This window comes from Enterococcus eurekensis, assembly GCF_042654605.1.
Taxonomy (GTDB): Bacteria; Bacillota; Bacilli; order Lactobacillales; family Enterococcaceae; genus Enterococcus_I; species Enterococcus_I eurekensis.
In genome coordinates this window covers 34,159-50,674 of the sequence record NZ_JBHSGT010000019.1, presented here as the reverse complement: position 1 = coordinate 50,674, position 16,516 = coordinate 34,159, and the positions used below count along the sequence as shown (strand labels likewise).

General features: G+C 35.9%; 17 protein-coding genes. 12 read left to right on the top strand and 5 right to left on the bottom strand.

What is annotated here, in order from left to right; translation table 11 throughout:
* Nucleotides 1–70: 70 nt before the first annotated feature.
* Entirely contained in the window at nucleotides 71–1,582 is a 1,512-nt protein-coding gene (locus tag ACFO3L_RS03030; RefSeq protein WP_379963702.1) for a flavocytochrome c, read from the bottom strand.
* 342 nt (nucleotides 1,583–1,924) lie between these two features.
* On the opposite strand from ACFO3L_RS03030, the gene yycF reads away from it, so the two are divergent.
* The 5 genes from yycF to ACFO3L_RS03005 are packed head-to-tail and all read left to right on the top strand — an operon-like array spanning nucleotide 1,925 to nucleotide 7,483.
* Nucleotides 1,925–2,629, top strand: a complete 705-nt coding sequence (gene yycF / locus ACFO3L_RS03025; protein ID WP_379963700.1) for a response regulator YycF — start codon at nucleotides 1,925–1,927, stop codon at nucleotides 2,627–2,629.
* Nucleotides 2,630–2,633: 4 nt separating this feature from the next.
* Nucleotides 2,634–4,466, top strand: coding sequence for a cell wall metabolism sensor histidine kinase WalK (gene walK / locus ACFO3L_RS03020; RefSeq protein WP_379963698.1), 1,833 nt, complete (start codon nucleotides 2,634–2,636; stop codon nucleotides 4,464–4,466).
* A complete protein-coding gene (locus ACFO3L_RS03015; protein WP_379963696.1) occupies nucleotides 4,463–5,776 on the top strand; it encodes a YycH family regulatory protein in 1,314 nt (437 codons plus the stop codon). Before walK ends, ACFO3L_RS03015 begins: the two co-directional genes overlap by 4 nt.
* Before the next feature lies 1 nt (nucleotide 5,777).
* Nucleotides 5,778–6,638, top strand: a complete 861-nt coding sequence (locus ACFO3L_RS03010) for a two-component system regulatory protein YycI (RefSeq protein WP_379963694.1) — start codon at nucleotides 5,778–5,780, stop codon at nucleotides 6,636–6,638.
* A 38-nt stretch (nucleotides 6,639–6,676) separates the two neighbouring features.
* Nucleotides 6,677–7,483, top strand: a complete 807-nt coding sequence (locus ACFO3L_RS03005) for an MBL fold metallo-hydrolase (protein WP_379963692.1) — start codon at nucleotides 6,677–6,679, stop codon at nucleotides 7,481–7,483.
* A gap of 73 nt (nucleotides 7,484–7,556) precedes the next feature.
* On the opposite strand, the gene ACFO3L_RS03000 is transcribed toward ACFO3L_RS03005, so the two are convergent.
* Nucleotides 7,557–8,363, bottom strand: coding sequence for a hypothetical protein (locus ACFO3L_RS03000; protein WP_379963690.1), 807 nt, complete (start codon nucleotides 8,361–8,363; stop codon nucleotides 7,557–7,559).
* Between the two features lie 184 nt (nucleotides 8,364–8,547).
* Between ACFO3L_RS03000 and ACFO3L_RS02995 the strand changes: the two genes are divergently transcribed.
* The gene (locus ACFO3L_RS02995; protein WP_379963688.1) at nucleotides 8,548–9,303 is read left to right on the top strand and encodes a MerR family transcriptional regulator; all 756 of its coding nucleotides are present in this window, start codon (nucleotides 8,548–8,550) and stop codon (nucleotides 9,301–9,303) included.
* A 57-nt stretch (nucleotides 9,304–9,360) separates the two neighbouring features.
* Here the strand turns inward: ACFO3L_RS02995 and ald are convergent, their stop codons facing one another.
* Nucleotides 9,361–10,473 (bottom strand): alanine dehydrogenase, encoded by a 1,113-nt coding sequence (gene ald / locus ACFO3L_RS02990; RefSeq protein WP_379963686.1) that lies wholly within the window; start codon nucleotides 10,471–10,473, stop codon nucleotides 9,361–9,363.
* Nucleotides 10,474–10,606: 133 nt separating this feature from the next.
* Between ald and ACFO3L_RS02985 the strand changes: the two genes are divergently transcribed.
* Nucleotides 10,607–10,750, top strand: a complete 144-nt coding sequence (locus ACFO3L_RS02985; protein ID WP_379963684.1) for a hypothetical protein — start codon at nucleotides 10,607–10,609, stop codon at nucleotides 10,748–10,750.
* Between the two features lie 16 nt (nucleotides 10,751–10,766).
* Here the strand turns inward: ACFO3L_RS02985 and ACFO3L_RS02980 are convergent, their stop codons facing one another.
* On the bottom strand, nucleotides 10,767–12,704 hold the full coding sequence (locus ACFO3L_RS02980) for an ABC-F family ATP-binding cassette domain-containing protein (RefSeq protein WP_379963682.1): 1,938 nt from the start codon (nucleotides 12,702–12,704) through the stop codon (nucleotides 10,767–10,769).
* Between the two features lie 248 nt (nucleotides 12,705–12,952).
* Between ACFO3L_RS02980 and ACFO3L_RS02975 the strand changes: the two genes are divergently transcribed.
* A complete protein-coding gene (locus ACFO3L_RS02975) occupies nucleotides 12,953–13,597 on the top strand; it encodes a redox-sensing transcriptional repressor Rex (protein ID WP_379963680.1) in 645 nt (214 codons plus the stop codon).
* 40 nt (nucleotides 13,598–13,637) lie between these two features.
* Here ACFO3L_RS02975 and ACFO3L_RS02970 read toward each other — a convergent pair whose 3' ends face one another.
* Nucleotides 13,638–13,988: a thioredoxin family protein gene (locus tag ACFO3L_RS02970; protein ID WP_379963678.1), complete on the bottom strand. Its 351-nt coding sequence runs from the start codon at nucleotides 13,986–13,988 to the stop codon at nucleotides 13,638–13,640.
* A 207-nt stretch (nucleotides 13,989–14,195) separates the two neighbouring features.
* Between ACFO3L_RS02970 and ACFO3L_RS02965 the strand changes: the two genes are divergently transcribed.
* The 4 genes from ACFO3L_RS02965 to ACFO3L_RS02950 all read left to right on the top strand — a co-directional run bounded on the left by ACFO3L_RS02965 (nucleotide 14,196) and on the right by ACFO3L_RS02950 (nucleotide 16,354).
* A complete protein-coding gene (locus ACFO3L_RS02965) occupies nucleotides 14,196–14,465 on the top strand; it encodes an IreB family regulatory phosphoprotein (protein WP_379963676.1) in 270 nt (89 codons plus the stop codon).
* Nucleotides 14,462–14,890 (top strand): Holliday junction resolvase RuvX, encoded by a 429-nt coding sequence (gene ruvX / locus ACFO3L_RS02960; protein ID WP_379963674.1) that lies wholly within the window; start codon nucleotides 14,462–14,464, stop codon nucleotides 14,888–14,890. Before ACFO3L_RS02965 ends, ruvX begins: the two co-directional genes overlap by 4 nt.
* 35 nt (nucleotides 14,891–14,925) lie before the next feature.
* A complete protein-coding gene (locus tag ACFO3L_RS02955) occupies nucleotides 14,926–15,228 on the top strand; it encodes a DUF1292 domain-containing protein (RefSeq protein ID WP_379963672.1) in 303 nt (100 codons plus the stop codon).
* Between the two features lie 643 nt (nucleotides 15,229–15,871).
* Nucleotides 15,872–16,354 carry an ABC transporter permease subunit gene (locus ACFO3L_RS02950; RefSeq protein ID WP_379963670.1) on the top strand — a complete coding sequence of 161 codons (483 nt, stop codon included), beginning with the start codon at nucleotides 15,872–15,874 and terminating at the stop codon, nucleotides 16,352–16,354.
* Nucleotides 16,355–16,516: the final 162 nt, after the last annotated feature.

The following is a 16,516-nucleotide window of genomic DNA, read 5'->3' as shown; positions in this document are numbered from 1 at the left end:
ATTAAAAAAAGTGCTGAAAGAAAATCTCTATGAGATTTTTCCATCAACACCAAATATTATACAACCGATATTACTTGATAAAAGAAGCTGCTTGCTCTCCAGCTTGACGACCGAAAATAATGATATCGGCAACTGCGTTACCACCGATACGATTGTTTCCATGTAAACCACCGGTAACTTCACCTGCAGCATATAGACCCGGAATCACCACATTTTCAGTGTTGATAACTTGCGCATTTGTATTAATTTTTACGCCACCCATTGTATGATGAATACCAGGCGCAATTTTAATTGCGTAGAAAGGACCTTGTGATAAGTCGTTATCCATCGCTGTTTCGCGCTTGAATGCATCATCTTTTTTATTTGCAACAGCTTTGTTCCAAGTGTCAAGGGTTGCTTTTAACGCTTCTTCTGGCGTTTCAATTGCTTTGGCTAGTGCTTCTGGTGTATCTGCTTTGACAGTTAATCCTTGTTTTTCATAAAAATCAATTGCTTTGACCCGTTCTTTGACACCTGCGTCAAAAATTAAGTAAGCAGATTGCTCAGGTAAAGCGATAATGGCTGCAGAGACTTTATCACGTGTTTCCATTTCATTAAAGAATCGTTGGCCGGCTTGATTGACTAAAATAGCCCCTTCGCCACGAACGGCTTCGGTAATCAATAATGATTTTGTTTGATCAACCGTTGGGTGAATTTGGATTTGGTCTAAGTCAACGGTTTGTCCACCAAGTGATTGAATCATTTTAATTCCATCACCTGTTGAACCTTCTTGGTTAGTTGAAACATAGCCTTTAAGTTCAGGTTTGTTTTCAACAACAAGATCCATGTTCGCACCAAAACCACCTGTAGCTACGATAACTGCGTCTGCGTTAATCACTTTTTCGGTGCCTTCAATTGTGACGGTGACTCCTGAGATTTGATCCTCTGTTTGATTAATTTTCGTTACATCAGCGTTGACAAAAAGGGGGATTTCTCTTTCATGGATATTACGTAAAAGACCATCAACTAAATATTCACCAACAGCGGAACCGTCCGTTGGGCGATGGGTTCTTTTTTCGCTCATACCACCAGTTGTCGTTAAATTATCTAGAGTAATACCCATTGAGTCTAACCAATCAATTGCATCAGCTGAATGATCAACAAAGTAACGTAAAAGTTCTTGGTCATTGGTTCCGCCGCCACCTTTTAGTGACTCTTCGAAAAATAAATCATTCGAATCTTCAATGCCTTGTTCTTTTTGGAAAGTTGTTTGTGACGCATTCATTCCAGCCGAAGCTTTTAAAGTATTCCCACCAGCAATCGGCATTTTCTCAAAGATAACAGGGTTTGCTCCAGCTTCTTTTGCTTGAATAGCAGCAGACATCCCAGCACCACCAGATCCGACAATGATGACATCATACTTGTCTTTTAATGTCGTAGGGTCAGTATATTCTTGGACAGAGGCGCCTGAAGTGGTATCAGTCGTTTTTTCTTTTATTTCAGAGACCGTGGTAGATGAACTGCTTGCTGAGTTTCCGTTCGAACAGGCTGAGAATAAAAGAACGGAAGATAGTAATAAAACGTGTGAAAATATTTTTTTCATGATAAATCTCCTTACTTGATTCGATGTTTACTTTTCTAATGTAAGCGAACGTGTGATAAGAATCAATGATATTGTGATAAATATCACTAAATTTTAAAAGAAAAATGTTAGATTTGATAATTGTTGGCTTAAAACAGGACTTTTCGTGGTTTTTCTATTAAAAACAAATGTGAGTTATTTTTCAATAGTAATTTTTTTTATTTGTGAAACCTTTTTGTCATTTATTTTTTACTAAGAAAAATGGGAGCTTTTTTCCTTTTGATGAAAGATTGAAGAAAATCATGTATAATAATAATGACAATAAGACTAAAAAACAAAAAAGAAGAAGAATGAGGGATTTTTGTGAAGAAGATACTAGTCGTAGATGATGAAAAACCAATTTCTGATATTGTAAAATTTAACCTTACGAAAGAAGGATATGAAGTTTTTACGGCTTATGATGGCGAAGAAGCGCTTGAAAAAGTTAAAGAAATCGAACCAGATTTAATTTTACTTGATTTAATGCTACCAAAAATTGATGGATTAGAAGTAGCAAGAGAAGTACGTAAAACGTATGACATGCCAATTATTATGGTTACGGCAAAGGATTCAGAAATTGATAAAGTCTTAGGACTTGAACTAGGTGCGGATGATTATGTCACAAAACCTTTTTCAAATCGAGAATTGATTGCTCGTGTCAAAGCCAATCTGAGACGCGGGGCTAGTTCCAATAAAGAAGCCGATGTTCCGACTACAACTGAGCTTGAAATTGGCGATTTAACAATCCATCCAGATGCTTATATGGTTACAAAAAATGGTAGTACGATTGAGCTAACGCATCGGGAGTTTGAATTATTACACTATTTAGCTAAACATATCGGACAAGTAATGACCCGTGAACACCTTTTACAAACCGTTTGGGGATATGATTATTTTGGTGATGTACGGACGGTTGACGTGACAGTCAGACGTTTACGTGAAAAAATTGAAGATAGTCCGAGTCATCCAAATTATTTAGCGACTAGACGTGGCGTTGGTTACTATTTACGCAATCCAGAACAGGAGTAGTTGAATGAAAAACAAAGTTCGCTTTTATCGCTCAGTGAACTTTAAAATCGCCCTGACATTTATCTTGATTTTATTCATTTCAATCGAGATTATCGGGGCGTATTTTATTCGTGGCTTAGAGCGCTCTATGATTGAAAATTATAAAGATACAATGAATACCCAAGCAGAAACACTGTCTGGCACGATAAGTACTTATTTGAATCGTCAAAATATAGACATCGATGAGACGAATAACGAGATTCAGCGGATACTAGACAATAGTGATTCAGCAGATATTTTGGAAATGCGAGTCGTTGATGAAAAGGGGATAATTCGTGCCACGACTGACGTCAATGACCGAAGCTCTATTGGTAAAAAAAGTATCGATTCTTACATTGACCAATTTACAGATAAGAGTTTCATTGCTTTAGATGAAACGAGTGGTAATCGGGTGTTGATTAACATTCGGGTCTTGGAGTCGGTTGGCGATGTTGTGGTTGGTTCACTCTATATTCGTGGCGATTTAGAAAAGCAATATCAAGAAATTTCGAATATTGCTTTAATTTTCGTTACTGCTACAATAATTGCGATTGCGATTGCAATCATTGTCTCAATGTTAGTCGCGCGCTCGATTACACAGCCAATCGGAGAAATGCGTGAACAAGCCTTGCGAATTGCTAAAGGTGATTACAGTCATACAATTGATATTAAAGCACACGACGAGTTGGGACAATTAGCGGAGACATTCAACCAATTAGCTGAACGAATTGAAGAAACACAAGAGGCGATGGAAGCAGAGAGAAACCGTCTAGATAGCGTGTTAACCTATATGACCGACGGGGTAATCGCAACAGATCGCCGTGGTCGCGTGATTATGATTAATGAAATGGCGCTGTCATTATTAAATTTAAAACAAGAAGAGTCTATTGGTGAATCCGTTTTAAAATTATTGGATATAGAAGAATCTTACACGTTGCGTTCTTTACTTGAAAATACGGAAGAGATGCTGCTTGAGCGTTCTTCGGATGTTTCGCATATGAATCGTCTAATTTTGCGCGTTGATTTTTCAATGATTCGTCGTGAATCAGGATTTATTTCCGGTCTAGTTGCGGTTTTACATGATGTAACCGAACAAGAAAAAACGGAACAGGAACGTCGGGACTTTGTTTCCAACGTTTCACATGAGTTACGGACGCCTCTAACAAGTATGCGAAGTTATATCGAAGCACTACATGATGGCGCTTGGAAAGACGGTGAAATCGCACCGCATTTTCTAGAAGTGACCTTAGAAGAAACGGACCGTATGATTCGGATGATTAACGATCTGTTGAGTTTATCAAAATTAGATAGTGGCAATGCGCAATTACAATTGGAGTTTGTGAATTTCAATAATTTGGTGAATTTTGTCTTGGATCGCTTCGATATGATGGTCAACAATACCGAGAAATCATATAAAATTCAAAGAGAATTTACAAAACGTGACCTGTGGTTGGAAATTGATACGGATCGGATTATTCAGGTAATTGATAATATCATGAACAATGCGATTAAATATTCGCCAGATGGCGGGACCGTGACTGTTCGTTTAATTGAAACGCATAATCATGTGATTTTAAGTGTTTCCGACCAAGGCATGGGTATTCCGCGTAAAGATTTGGCTAAAATTTTTGATCGTTTCTATCGTGTGGATAAAGCACGCGCGCGCCAACAAGGTGGAACAGGATTAGGTTTAGCGATTTCGCGGGATGTGCTGAAAGCACATGGTGGCTCAATTTGGGCCGAAAGTCGTGAGAACTATGGCTCGACATTTTTTATCAGTTTGCCATATGAGCCGTATGAAGAGGAGTGGTGGGATTGATTAAAATTAAAGAAAATATATTACATGTTCTTTTAATCTTGATGGTCGCCACAAGTTTTTATTTATCTTATTTAATTTGGATGAGTCCGGTTGGTCGTGATACTTTTTTAAAGAATGAAAGTGCTTTTGAAACAATCGAGGAAAAGGTTGAAGAAATTAATAAAGAGAATATTTTTTTACCAATCAAAGTCCGTTATTCTGAAAATAATAAGAATCAAGAGACACAAAATGAAAGTTTACTTCTGCAAATTCAACAAGCGTTATCAAATAAAACCTATCATAGAACCAAGTGGAAAAGTTACTTTAATGAAAATGACTATTCGAAGGCAATCGATATTGAACATGGTTTTGAATTAACATATGGCATGCTTTTCCCAATAACGGAATATCTGGATTTATTTAATTTAAATATAGATATCAGTGAAGAAGAACAAGTCCAAGTCTATTTTACAAAAATACAATTAGATGTCCAAAAGAATGAAGTTCGTTTTATTAATGAGGAAGATTGGACCGTTTACACGGTTAGGCCAGAAAAAAAGCTAACAAAGGTATTAGAAATAATCAAAAAAGTTGACTATCAGTGGCGTCCAGTTTCTGAATCCGTTGCTTTTTTATCGAATCAATTCTTAACCCAAAATGAATTAACACTGAAGAAATATAGTTATATTTCTTCGACTAGACGTTATACGCTGTTTCGCGATGCTTTTTTTACCAATCCAAAAGATGTGCGTAGTAATGGAACAAGCGCAGATACTTATTTATACGATGGGACAGAAACGCTAATAATGAAACAAAATCAAGAAATTGTTTTGTTTGAAAATGTATTAGAAAATATAGGTGATCTAAGTATTTTTGAAATGAGTTTTCCTTACGTACAGCGAATGGGCTCAAATTATGGTTCGGTTCGGGTGTTAAATCAAGCGCGTAATCAAATTGACTATCGTATGTTTGTTGAAGGATTCCCAATCTTTGCGGAGGACTTTGAAGGACAATTGGCGTTTAGCTTTTCGGATAGTGGTCAAGGTAATCAAAAAAATATCAATATCCAAGGGAATTTAAAGACATTGCAAATTCCAATCCCATCACAAGAAGAAGTTGTTTTACCGGCGACCGAAAAACTGGTACAGACTTTGTACCAAAATGGAGCGGATTTAAAACAAATTCGTACGTTCATGATTGGCTATGAATGGAAGAATATAGAAAATACGGGAGTAGTAGATTTAATCCCAAACTGGTTTATCAAATATGGCGATACGTGGTTAAGTTATGAAGGATTGCTTAATCAGCTAACGGAAGGCGGAGGAGTGTAAGATGGATTTCAAACGAATTGAATGGATCTTTTTCCTTGCGTTTCTAGGTTTAAATGTCTTCTTATTTAGTATGTACCGTGAAGCAAAGATGAATCAGACGATTACTTCTCGAACGAATGAAACCATTCCTTTACATAAACGATTAGAATCAGAAAATATTACTTATGAAGGAGATTTCTCATCTAGAAAACGAGAAGGGTACTATTTAAGTGGTGTACCGACCAATTTTGATGAAGCGCGTAAAAGTGAACGATTACGTTTAAATAATCCCGATTTGTTAGGGAGACAAACAACGATTGAGGATAATTTGTTGAAGCATAAAGTTGAAGATGTCATTTTATTAACAGATGTTAATCAAGCACCAGAAGTGATTGCTAAAATTTTGAATCAACAAGGTTTAGTGCTATTTGGCAAAGAGTATCAATACAATGTCGAAGAGTCGACATTATCAAATGATTTTCCAGAGATTATCGCGGGGCAATTTTATGAAGATATTATTATCAACGATCCAGCCAGCCGTATAACGTTCTTTCTAGAAAAAGAAACTGAACACTGGCGCGTAAATGAATATATTCAAACACATATTTCAGAATTGCAGCCTTTACGAGAAATCATGCCGACTTATTCAGAAAGAGATGCGATTAATACTTTATACATTAATAATCAAATCCCCTCGAATTCCAAAATATTATGGCGTCAACTAGCCTATAAAATGACTTTGATTGTTCGAGGACAGGCGATTTTCGTTCCGACTTGGTTTATCGAGATTGAAACGAGCGATCACGAAATCAAGACAGAGATGGTTAACGCTTTTACAAACCGAATTATTACGAATTCAGTTGTAGCAACCGTAGAAGATTAAGAATAATGTAAGTAAATAGAAATAGTGAGGTCTTAATAGTGAGTCAATTATCAACATTTCAAATAAGTGTATTAGCTAGTGGCAGTTCAGGGAATTCTTTATATATCGAAACAGAAAAAAAGAAAATCCTCGTTGATGCGGGACTAAGCGGGAAAAAAATAACCTCTTTGTTAGGTGAAGTGGGGAAAAAACCAGAAGATTTAGATGCAATTTTAGTTACTCATGAGCACCGCGATCACATTCATGGTGTCGGTGTACTCGCCCGGAAATATAAACTTGATGTCTACGCTAACGAAAAAACCTGGTTGGCAATGGATCCTTTGATTGGTAACGTACCAATTGAACAAAAACACCACTTTGAAATGGGAAAAATTTTAACATTAGGTGATGTTGATATTGAAAGTTTTGGTGTTTCACATGATGCAGCAGCACCACAATTTTACCGCTTTTATAAAAATAATCGTTCATTTGTAATTTTAACCGATACCGGTTATTGTAGCGATGCCTTAAGAGGAGTCATTAAAGGTGCAGATGCATATTTAATAGAGAGTAATCATGACTTAGGAATGTTACGAATGGGTGCGTATCCTTGGAGCTTGAAGCAACGTATTTTAGGTGATCAGGGCCATTTATCCAACGAAGATGGTGCGTTAGTGATGGCAGATATTTTAAGCGATGCGACAAAACGTATTTATTTGGGTCATTTAAGTCGAGAAAATAATTTAAAAGAATTGGCCCATCTAACCATGGAAAATGTACTAAAAGAGCAAGGACTCGGTGTTGGCGAAGCATTTGAGATTTATGATACAGATCCAGATCAAGCAAGTTCTCTTTTTACCATTTAAATAAAAAAAGTGATATAAAATTTTCATAAAAAAAAGGGGAATGTGACCAACTGTCGCATTCCCTCTTTGTTGCCTATGCTTCAATATCTAGCTCTTTTAGAAAAATTTTCCGTTGATAATTATCATAGGATTGATTGTAACGATTACGAAAATCAAGATATTTACCAGGAAGATCGTTGTATGAAATTTCTTTTAAAACTTTACGAGTCACTTCTGTAGAAGAAATATTTAAAAAATTGAATAAAAAAGTTGTGGGACGAGTCGCAAGATTACTAAAATCCCGTTTGATTACGCCATGTGAAATAAAACCACGTCTCATTAATTCATAAATTCGCATTTCGACGCGTTCCACAGCAAGTTTAAAATGGTTGTCCAAAATCACGGTGCTATTAAAAGGATTGGAAATAATTTCTGAAACACGTCCGGCATTAATCCAAATCGTTTGTTTGTCATTCTTACCACCAATTGGCATTAAGCTATAACGATTCGTGGCTACAGGTACTCTTCTGATTTTTTTCTCAAAAAAAGACTGAATGGCTTCAATATAGGGTTCATATTTAAGTTGATTAAATCTCATGAGTATCTCTTTGACGATTTCAATTGGGGCTAGTTCAACAACTAGCCATGAATCTTTATATAAAATCAAACTCGTGTGCTTATCACGTCCAATAATGGGTAAAATGGCATATATTTCTTCCTCGTACGCTGGAGAGATGGCAGGATCGACATAATTCGCTAATTCATACGCAAGATAGGGGTCAAATACACAATGTGCAAGTAGCTCTTTAATTGATTTTAAACAAAATCGATAATTATCTATGCATTCTTCTGTTGCTGTAAAATAATTTTTAATAACGACTAATGAATGTTGAAATGCCAATAGAGATCACTCCTTTTAATGGTGTACGATTTTTAGTTTGATTACATTATATTATACTGATAAAAATAAATATTTCACCTGTTATGTTAAAAAGTGAGCAATATGTCATTGAAATCTCATGTAATAATTACTTGACCTTGTCGTTACGTTAAGCTTTAAAATAAAATTGAAAGGAGATGAAAGGATGCTATATTCGATTCAAAAGATGAGTCAAATTTCGGGAGTTAGTGGACGGACACTCCGTTATTATGATGAATTAGGGCTATTAAAACCAAAAGAAATTAGTAATGTTGGTTACCGTAAATACAGTGATGCTGAGGTCGATAAATTACAACAGATTTTATTGTATAAACAGATGGGATTAAAACTAGAAGAAATAAAAACAATTCTTGAAAATCCTGATTTTGATTTGAAACAGGCATTGGAGAAACAGAAAAAACAATTGTTATTAGAACGGAATCGATTACAACAAATAATTGAGACGGTTGAGAAGACACTTGAGGGAATGAAAGGAAAATATCAAATGACAAATGAAGAAAAATTTAAAGGATTAAAAGAAGAAAGTATTCAAAAAAATGAAGAAAAATATGGTCAAGAAATCCGACAGAAATATGGTGAAGAAGTTGTACAGGTAAGTAATAAAAAATACTTAAACTTAAGTGAAGATGAATTTTCAGATATGCAAGTGACAGAATCTGAACTTTTAGACAAATTGACGACTTACTTAAGTCAACCTGATATTAACCAGACACTAGCGAAAGAAATTTTTAAACTCCATAAAAAATGGCTGCAATTTTCATGGGCTACCTACCAATCAGATGCTCATAAAGGTGTAGCAATGATGTATGTAATGGATGAACGTTTTACAGCCTATTATGATAATCGAGCGGGTGTAGGTAGTGCGGAAGCATTAAATCAAATCATTCAATACTATGCTTAAGAGAACTGGAAAAAGAGGAAAGAATCATCAGAACGATTCTTTCCTCTTTTTTTTAAGTTATAGCACAGTTGATAAATCAGTTGCAGGTAAATCTAAGTCAGCTGCAATCCCAGCTTCAACGAGGTAGCCATTATAAATATTTAACCCACGAGCAAGCACCGAATTCGTTTGGATTGCTTCTTGAATTGGCATGCTTGTTAGGTACTTAACGAATTCTAAAGTACGGTTACTTAAGGCGTAAGATCCGGTTTGTGCAACCGCGCCGGGCATGTTGGCAACAGCGTAGTGGATCACGCCTTCGTCTACGTAAGTTGGATTATCATGGGTCGTTGCTTTTGCGGTTGTTTCAAAAATACCACCTTGGTCAATTGCAATATCAATAATCACTGACTTATCTTCCATACTACGTACCATTTCTCGAGTAACAAGTGTTGGTGCTTTTCGGCCTGGAAGTAAGACTGCTCCAATAACTAAATCAGCATTCTTTACTTGTTCAGCGATGTTAAATGCGTTTGATAGTAATGTTTGAACTTTCCCATCAAATTGGATATCAAGCTCTTTTAAACGCGCCACGCTGACGTCCAAGATTGTGACGTTCGCACCAAAACCAACAGCGATTTGAGCAGCGTTTGTGCCGGCAACACCACCACCGATGATAACGACATTTCCTTTACGCACGCCAGGTACGCCAGCTAATAAGATTCCTTTACCGCCGGACAAGCCCTCAAGGAATTGGGCACCAATTTGGACGGCCATTCGACCAGCAATTTCACTCATTGGTGCTAATAACGGTAATGAGCCATCATCCATTCGCACCCCTTCGTAGGCGATTGCTGTGACTTTGCCTTTCATTAAGGCTTCAGTTACTGGCTTGTTGGCTGCTAGATGTAAATAAGTAAAGAGGATGAGACCTTCTCTAAAATATTTATATTCGGATTCAATCGGTTCTTTTACTTTTAAAATAAGATCATTTGCCCAAACATCTTTTGGATCTGCGACGACTTTTGCCCCTACGACCTGATAAGCTTCATCTGTGATAGATGAACCTTTACCTGCATCTTTTTCAACGTAAACTTCGTGTCCAGCTTGAATTAATTCATACACACCAGCTGGAGGTAAGGCAACGCGGTTTTCATTATTCTTAATTTCTTTTACGATTCCGATTTTCAAATCTAATCACTCCATTGTTTTTTCCCTTGTAAAAATTATAGAGCAAAAACGGTTAGAAAACAATCTCGTATAGAAAATTCAGAAAATTTTAAGAAAATATTAGAGAAAGTAAGATGATGGCAAAGGGATGCCTATGAAATTTTTATCCGATGAAGAGATGTTATTTGATCGACGGGCAAAAAAGCTTAAACTATTAGAAGCAGGAGGCAAATTCGAGCAATTGAAAGAACCAATTGTTCAAATTTGCCTCCTGTTACACACAAAAAAAGATTTTTGATATCTATTTACTGTGGCTATTCACCAATTAATGCTTCTAATTCAAGACTCGTTGTCTCCCACGTCTCTAAATCAACGAGTTGCTGTGCTTCTTTTTCTTCGATCTGTTTTTGAAGATTTAATAATTCGATGTGATCATTTAAGATAATCGGATCCGTCATTTTTTCTTCTAGCTGGCTAATTTCTTCTTCAATAGTCGCTAAATCCTCTTCAAGTTGTGTAATTTTCCTTTCTAACTGACGAATTAATTTTTGTTCTTCTTTACTTTTTTGGAAATTTTTCTTTCCTTCAGAAAAAGTTGCGACGGCTGTCTCCGGTTTTTCCAGTAAAGCAGCAAGTTCAGCTTCTTCATTTTTCTTTTCCACATAATAGTCGTAATCACCCAGATATAAACGGCTTCCATTCTCAGAAAGTTCCACAACTTTTGTCGCAATGCGATTAATAAAGTAACGGTCGTGTGAAACAAATAGAATTGTCCCCTCATAATCGATTAAGGCATTCTCTAGAACTTCCTTACTATCGATGTCTAAATGGTTGGTTGGTTCATCTAAAACCAGGAAATTTTCGTGATTCATTGCCAGTTTAGCTAATGCGACACGGGCTTTTTCGCCCCCACTTAAAAGTCCAATTGTTTTTTCGACATCTTCACCAGAAAAAAGGAAACTACCTAAGATACTACGAATATCAACTTCAGGTGAAAGGGGGTGTTCATCCCATAATTCTTTTAAAATAGACTTACTAAGGTTTAATTGTTGTTGTCCTTGATCATAATAGCCAATTGAGACGTTGGTTCCATAGCGCATTTCACCTTCAAGAAATGGAATTTCTTTTAGAATCGAGCGAAGGAGGGTCGATTTTCCGATACCATTAGGACCAACTAATGCAATGGCATCCTTCCGACGAACATCAAGTGCAATATGGTTAGCTAGTGGCTGTTCATCATAACCGATTGTAGCGTCTTCTACTTGTAAAACGACATTACCAGAAGGTTGGTCAATTTCAAATAGAATGTTAGCTGATTTTTCAGAGCCTTGTGGACGATCAAGTCGCGTCATTTTTTCAAGTTGTTTGCGTCTGCTTTGAGCTCTTTTCGTTGTTGAAGCACGTGCTAAGTTTCGTGCAACGAAGTCTTCTAATTTGTTGATTTCGGATTGTTGCTTTTCAAATTCTTTCCAATCAAGAGCTAATTGTTCTTCCTTTAATTTTAAGAAACGACTGTAGTTTCCTTTGTAATGGGTCATTTTATGACGACTAATTTCATAAATTTCGTTGACAACTTTATCTAAGAAATAACGGTCATGTGAGACAATTAAAAGAGCGCCTTTGTAGTTTAACAAATAAGTTTCTAACCAAGCGAGTGTTTCAATATCTAAATGGTTTGTTGGCTCATCAAGAATCAGTAAATCGGGTTGCTGTAACAGCATTTTAGCAAGTGCCAAACGTGTTTGTTGACCACCGGATAGAGATTGAATATTTTGTTGATAGAAACTGTCATCGAATTTAAATCCGTGCAAGACTGAGCGAATCTCATTTTCGTAACTATAGCCATTTTTTTCAGCAAACGTATGTTGTAAATGATCGTATTCCTTCAAATAACGTTCACCTTCGCCAGTTGAGATATCAACGGTACTAATCATTACTTCTAACTCACGCATCCGAGCTTCCATATTTCGAACTTCGTGAAAGGATTCGAGCATTTCATTCCAAACTGTATTTGAAGAATCCAAACCAGTATTTTGAGCTAAATAACCCATTGTTAGTGCCTTAACTTTAGAAATATTTCCTCGATCGGGCGCTTCTAACCCAGCAATTATTTTTAAAAGCGTCGATTTACCGACGCCATTTCGTCCCACTAGTCCAATTCGACTACGCGAATGGACTTCTATATGGATGTTTTCAAATAAAACCTCTGCTCCGAAAAGCCGGGCAATTTGGTTTCCTTGTAGTAAAATCATAAAAATCCTCATTTCTGTTTAGGGGCCATAAATATAGCCTGATTGTTGATGTGCTATTTGATTTATGCCGTTACATAATCATCTATTTGAAGTCAGTTTATCATAGTTTTATAGCGGTCGCGACTCTCAAAAAAAAGTTTCTTACAAAAAAACGGGATTTGTGAGCAAGCGAATTGCTTTTATAGGGGGAAGTTTGCTATGATAAGACAGTAAATAGTGAAGTTTTCACAAATGGAGGTACAGGAACAGTGAAAGAAAATCAAATACCAAAGGCAACAGCGAAACGCTTACCTTTATACTATCGTTATTTAAGAATATTAAACGATGCAGGCAAAAAGAAAGTATCGTCAACAGAGTTAAGTGAGGCCGTACAAGTCGATAGCGCAACAATCCGTCGTGACTTTTCATATTTTGGTGAATTAGGAAAACGTGGATATGGTTATGATGTGAAAGATTTAATGAACTTCTTTGCAAAAACCTTGAATGATGATCAAATGACCAATGTGGCTTTAATCGGTGTGGGTAACTTAGGAAGTGCCTTATTAAAATATAAATTCCATCAAAGTAACAGTATCCGTGTGAGTGCGGCCTTTGATGTTAACCCTGAAATTGTTGGACGAATTGTGGATGGTATCCCAGTATTCCCAATGTCTGATATGAAGGAACAAATTGCGATTCAACAAATTGAAATTGCGATTTTAACGGTTCCTGCTGAATATTCACAAGATGTGGTTAATGAATTAGTTGAATCAGGAATTAAAGGTATTTTAAACTTTACTCCAGCTAGAATTACTGCACCAGCTGATATTTTAGTTCAAAACGTGGATTTAACAACAGAATTACAAACATTAATTTATTTCTTACATTCAGGTGGCGTGATTCCTGAAGATTAAAAAAAAGGATTTATGGCTTGTTAGGTCATAAATCCTTTTTTTAATTGTTATCGAAAATCGCTTCATAGCTTGTCGGCTCAGACATTGCTAAATAATTATCAACTAAAGTTTCTAGTTGCTGAAAATTAATAAAGCGTGCTTGTCGGTGAACTTCTTTCCCTTGATAAAAGACTAAGATAGCTGGCGCAGTCATTACTTGAAATGTCCCTGCAACTTCTTGGTATTCAAAGGCATCTAATGCGTACATCGGTAAGTCATGATTGGCAAACATTTGCTCAACTCGTGGTTTGACTGCATGACAGACAGAACAATTTGGCATCGATATATATATTAGAACAAGACCCTCAGAATTAACTGCTTCGAGTGTTTGTTCAAATGTTTTATTGATCATCAATGAATCCCTCCTTAAAGTGAAATATACTAAGTAAAAATAAACTTGTCAAATTTTGGGTATTTACTTATATATTCTTCAAAAAAAGGTCACAAATAAAGCGTATATTGAAATTGTTGAGAAATAATTTATTTGTAGTTTAAGGCAAGGTTTAGTACAATAGATAACAGATAGAATGAGTTCAAAAAGAGAAAGAGGTGTTGCTTTATGGGATTTACGGATGAAACGGTTCGTTTTGATTTTGATGACAATCGGAAAAAAGAAGTGAGTGAAACACTATCCATTGTTTATCAAGCTTTAGAGGAAAAAGGCTATAACCCGATTAATCAAATTGTCGGTTATTTACTCTCTGGAGACCCAGCTTACATTCCACGCTATCGTGAAGCTCGCAATTTAATTCGTCGCCATGAACGCGATGAAGTACTAGAAGTTTTAATTAGATACTACTTGAAGGATCATGGAGTGCACTTATCATGAGAATTATGGGACTAGACGTCGGTTCTAAGACAGTCGGAGTAGCTGTCAGTGATCCAATGGGATGGACGGCCCAAGGTATCGAAATCATTCAAATTAATGAAGCAGCTGGACACTTTGGCTTTAAACGTGTGAAACAACTAATTGATGAATATGAGGTAACGAAAGTCTGTATTGGTTTACCAAAGAATATGAACAATACAATCGGACCGCGTGCGGAAGCGTCATTTGCCTATGGTAAAGCACTTGAAGAACGATTCCAAGTACCAGTAGTCTATCAAGATGAGCGTTTGACAACAGTACAAGCAGAGCGGATGTTAGTCGAGCAAGGCAATGTGTCACGTTCAAAACGTAAAAAAGTAATAGACAAAGTAGCGGCAGTAATGATTTTACAAAATTATTTAGATCAAAATAGTAGCAGCTTCTAATCAAGTTGCATAAAATTAAGAAAAGAGGAAATAATATGACAGAACATACACATGATCATGAAGGACATGAACACATTACATTAGTAGACGAAGAAGGAAATGAAACGCTATACGAAATTCTTTTAACCATCGATGGCCAAGAAGAATTCGGACGTAACTACGTTTTACTTTACCCAGCGGGCATTCCAGAAGATGAAGAAGTTGAATTACAAGCATATGCTTACATCGAAAACGAAGATGGCACAGAAGGTAACTTAGAACAAATCGAAACAGACAAAGAATGGGATATGATTGAAGAAGTTTTCAATACGTTCATGTCTGAAGAAGAAGAAGCTTAATAATAAGTAGGACAAACCTTGATTTAATAGGGTTTGTCCTTTTTTTATTTTTGTTTGAACGTGCTTTTGAACGTGTTCTAGTTAATATTTAAGTGTTTGACAAAGTTTTCAACGGTTTTTTCTTTCGATTCTTGTGATAGATGGCTGCTTTTATCCATGGATAAAAGCAACCAATCGAAGACTTAATAAAAGAGGACTATCAATTAAATTGGTGTTGTGGGTAATACTTTTGTTTGACAGGAAGTATTATATTTTGGTTAGATACAACTAACAAATCAAAGTAAATTTTAATATAAATCTAAAAGACAATGAGGGAGGTAATTATACGTTTGAAAAAAACAGATGTAATTACTTTTTATTTTCAAGAAATGTAAGCGTTTTCAGGTATAGGAGGAGGGGAATTTTTGGAAAATAAGGGGAAGTTAATTAAGAAGAAAACATTTTTTTCGAAGGTTAATGAAAGCAGAACGTTAATTATTATGTGTATTCCAGCAATTCTGTTTTTTTAATATTTGCATATGCACCGTTACCAGGTAATTATATTGCATTTACTAACTTTAACTTTCGAGATGGAATATTTGGAAGTCCTTTTGTTGGATTTAAAAATTTTGAATTCTTAGTAAAGTCTGGAAAACTTTGGAATTTGACACGAAATACTGTTCTTTATAACATTGCCTTTATTGGCATAGGAAATGTCTTACAAATTGCATTAGCAGTAATGCTGAATGAAATTCATAATAAGTATTTCAAAAAAATTTCCCAGACATTAATGTTTTTACCCTATTTTATTTCTGCCGTATTAATTGGTGCGATTGCCTTTAATATTCTTAATTACGATACTGGTGTATTGAATACAATTATACGTGAAGCCGGTGGAAATCCTTTAAAAATTTATAGTATGGCAGGAATTTGGCCATTTATTATTGTGTTTTGTCAACTATGGCAATCTACTGGTTATGGATCAATTGTTTATTTTGCTGCGATTATGGGAATTGATAAAAGTATGATTGAAGCGGCCCAAGTCGACGGAGCTACAAGCTGGCAACGTATTCGTTTTGTTATTCTTCCAAACTTAAAGCCAACTTTTATCATTCTATTTTTATTTTCATTAGGTGGCATCATGTGAGGCAATTTTGGTTTGTTTTGGAATTTAGTTGGAAACAACTCACAGCTTTATACAACAACAAATATTATTGAAACTTCTGTTTATCGTATGATGATGTCACAAAATAATTTTACCTCATCAACAGGGGTGGGATTATATCAATCCATTTTCGGCTTTGTTTTA

Excerpts from the sequence above, each read along its gene's own strand:
- ACFO3L_RS03030 (WP_379963702.1), bottom strand. The coding sequence starts at position 1,582 with ATGAAAAAAATATTTTCACACGTTTTATTACTATCTTCCGTTCTTTTA.
- walK (WP_379963698.1), top strand. The coding sequence starts at position 2,634 with ATGAAAAACAAAGTTCGCTTTTATCGCTCAGTGAACTTTAAAATCGCC.
- ACFO3L_RS03010 (WP_379963694.1), top strand. The coding sequence starts at position 5,778 with ATGGATTTCAAACGAATTGAATGGATCTTTTTCCTTGCGTTTCTAGGT.
- ACFO3L_RS02995 (WP_379963688.1), top strand. The coding sequence starts at position 8,548 with ATGCTATATTCGATTCAAAAGATGAGTCAAATTTCGGGAGTTAGTGGA.
- ACFO3L_RS02985 (WP_379963684.1), top strand. The coding sequence starts at position 10,607 with ATGAAATTTTTATCCGATGAAGAGATGTTATTTGATCGACGGGCAAAA.
- ACFO3L_RS02980 (WP_379963682.1), bottom strand. The coding sequence starts at position 12,704 with ATGATTTTACTACAAGGAAACCAAATTGCCCGGCTTTTCGGAGCAGAG.
- ACFO3L_RS02970 (WP_379963678.1), bottom strand. The coding sequence starts at position 13,988 with ATGATCAATAAAACATTTGAACAAACACTCGAAGCAGTTAATTCTGAG.
- ACFO3L_RS02965 (WP_379963676.1), top strand. The coding sequence starts at position 14,196 with ATGGGATTTACGGATGAAACGGTTCGTTTTGATTTTGATGACAATCGG.
- ruvX (WP_379963674.1), top strand. The coding sequence starts at position 14,462 with ATGAGAATTATGGGACTAGACGTCGGTTCTAAGACAGTCGGAGTAGCT.
- ACFO3L_RS02955 (WP_379963672.1), top strand. The coding sequence starts at position 14,926 with ATGACAGAACATACACATGATCATGAAGGACATGAACACATTACATTA.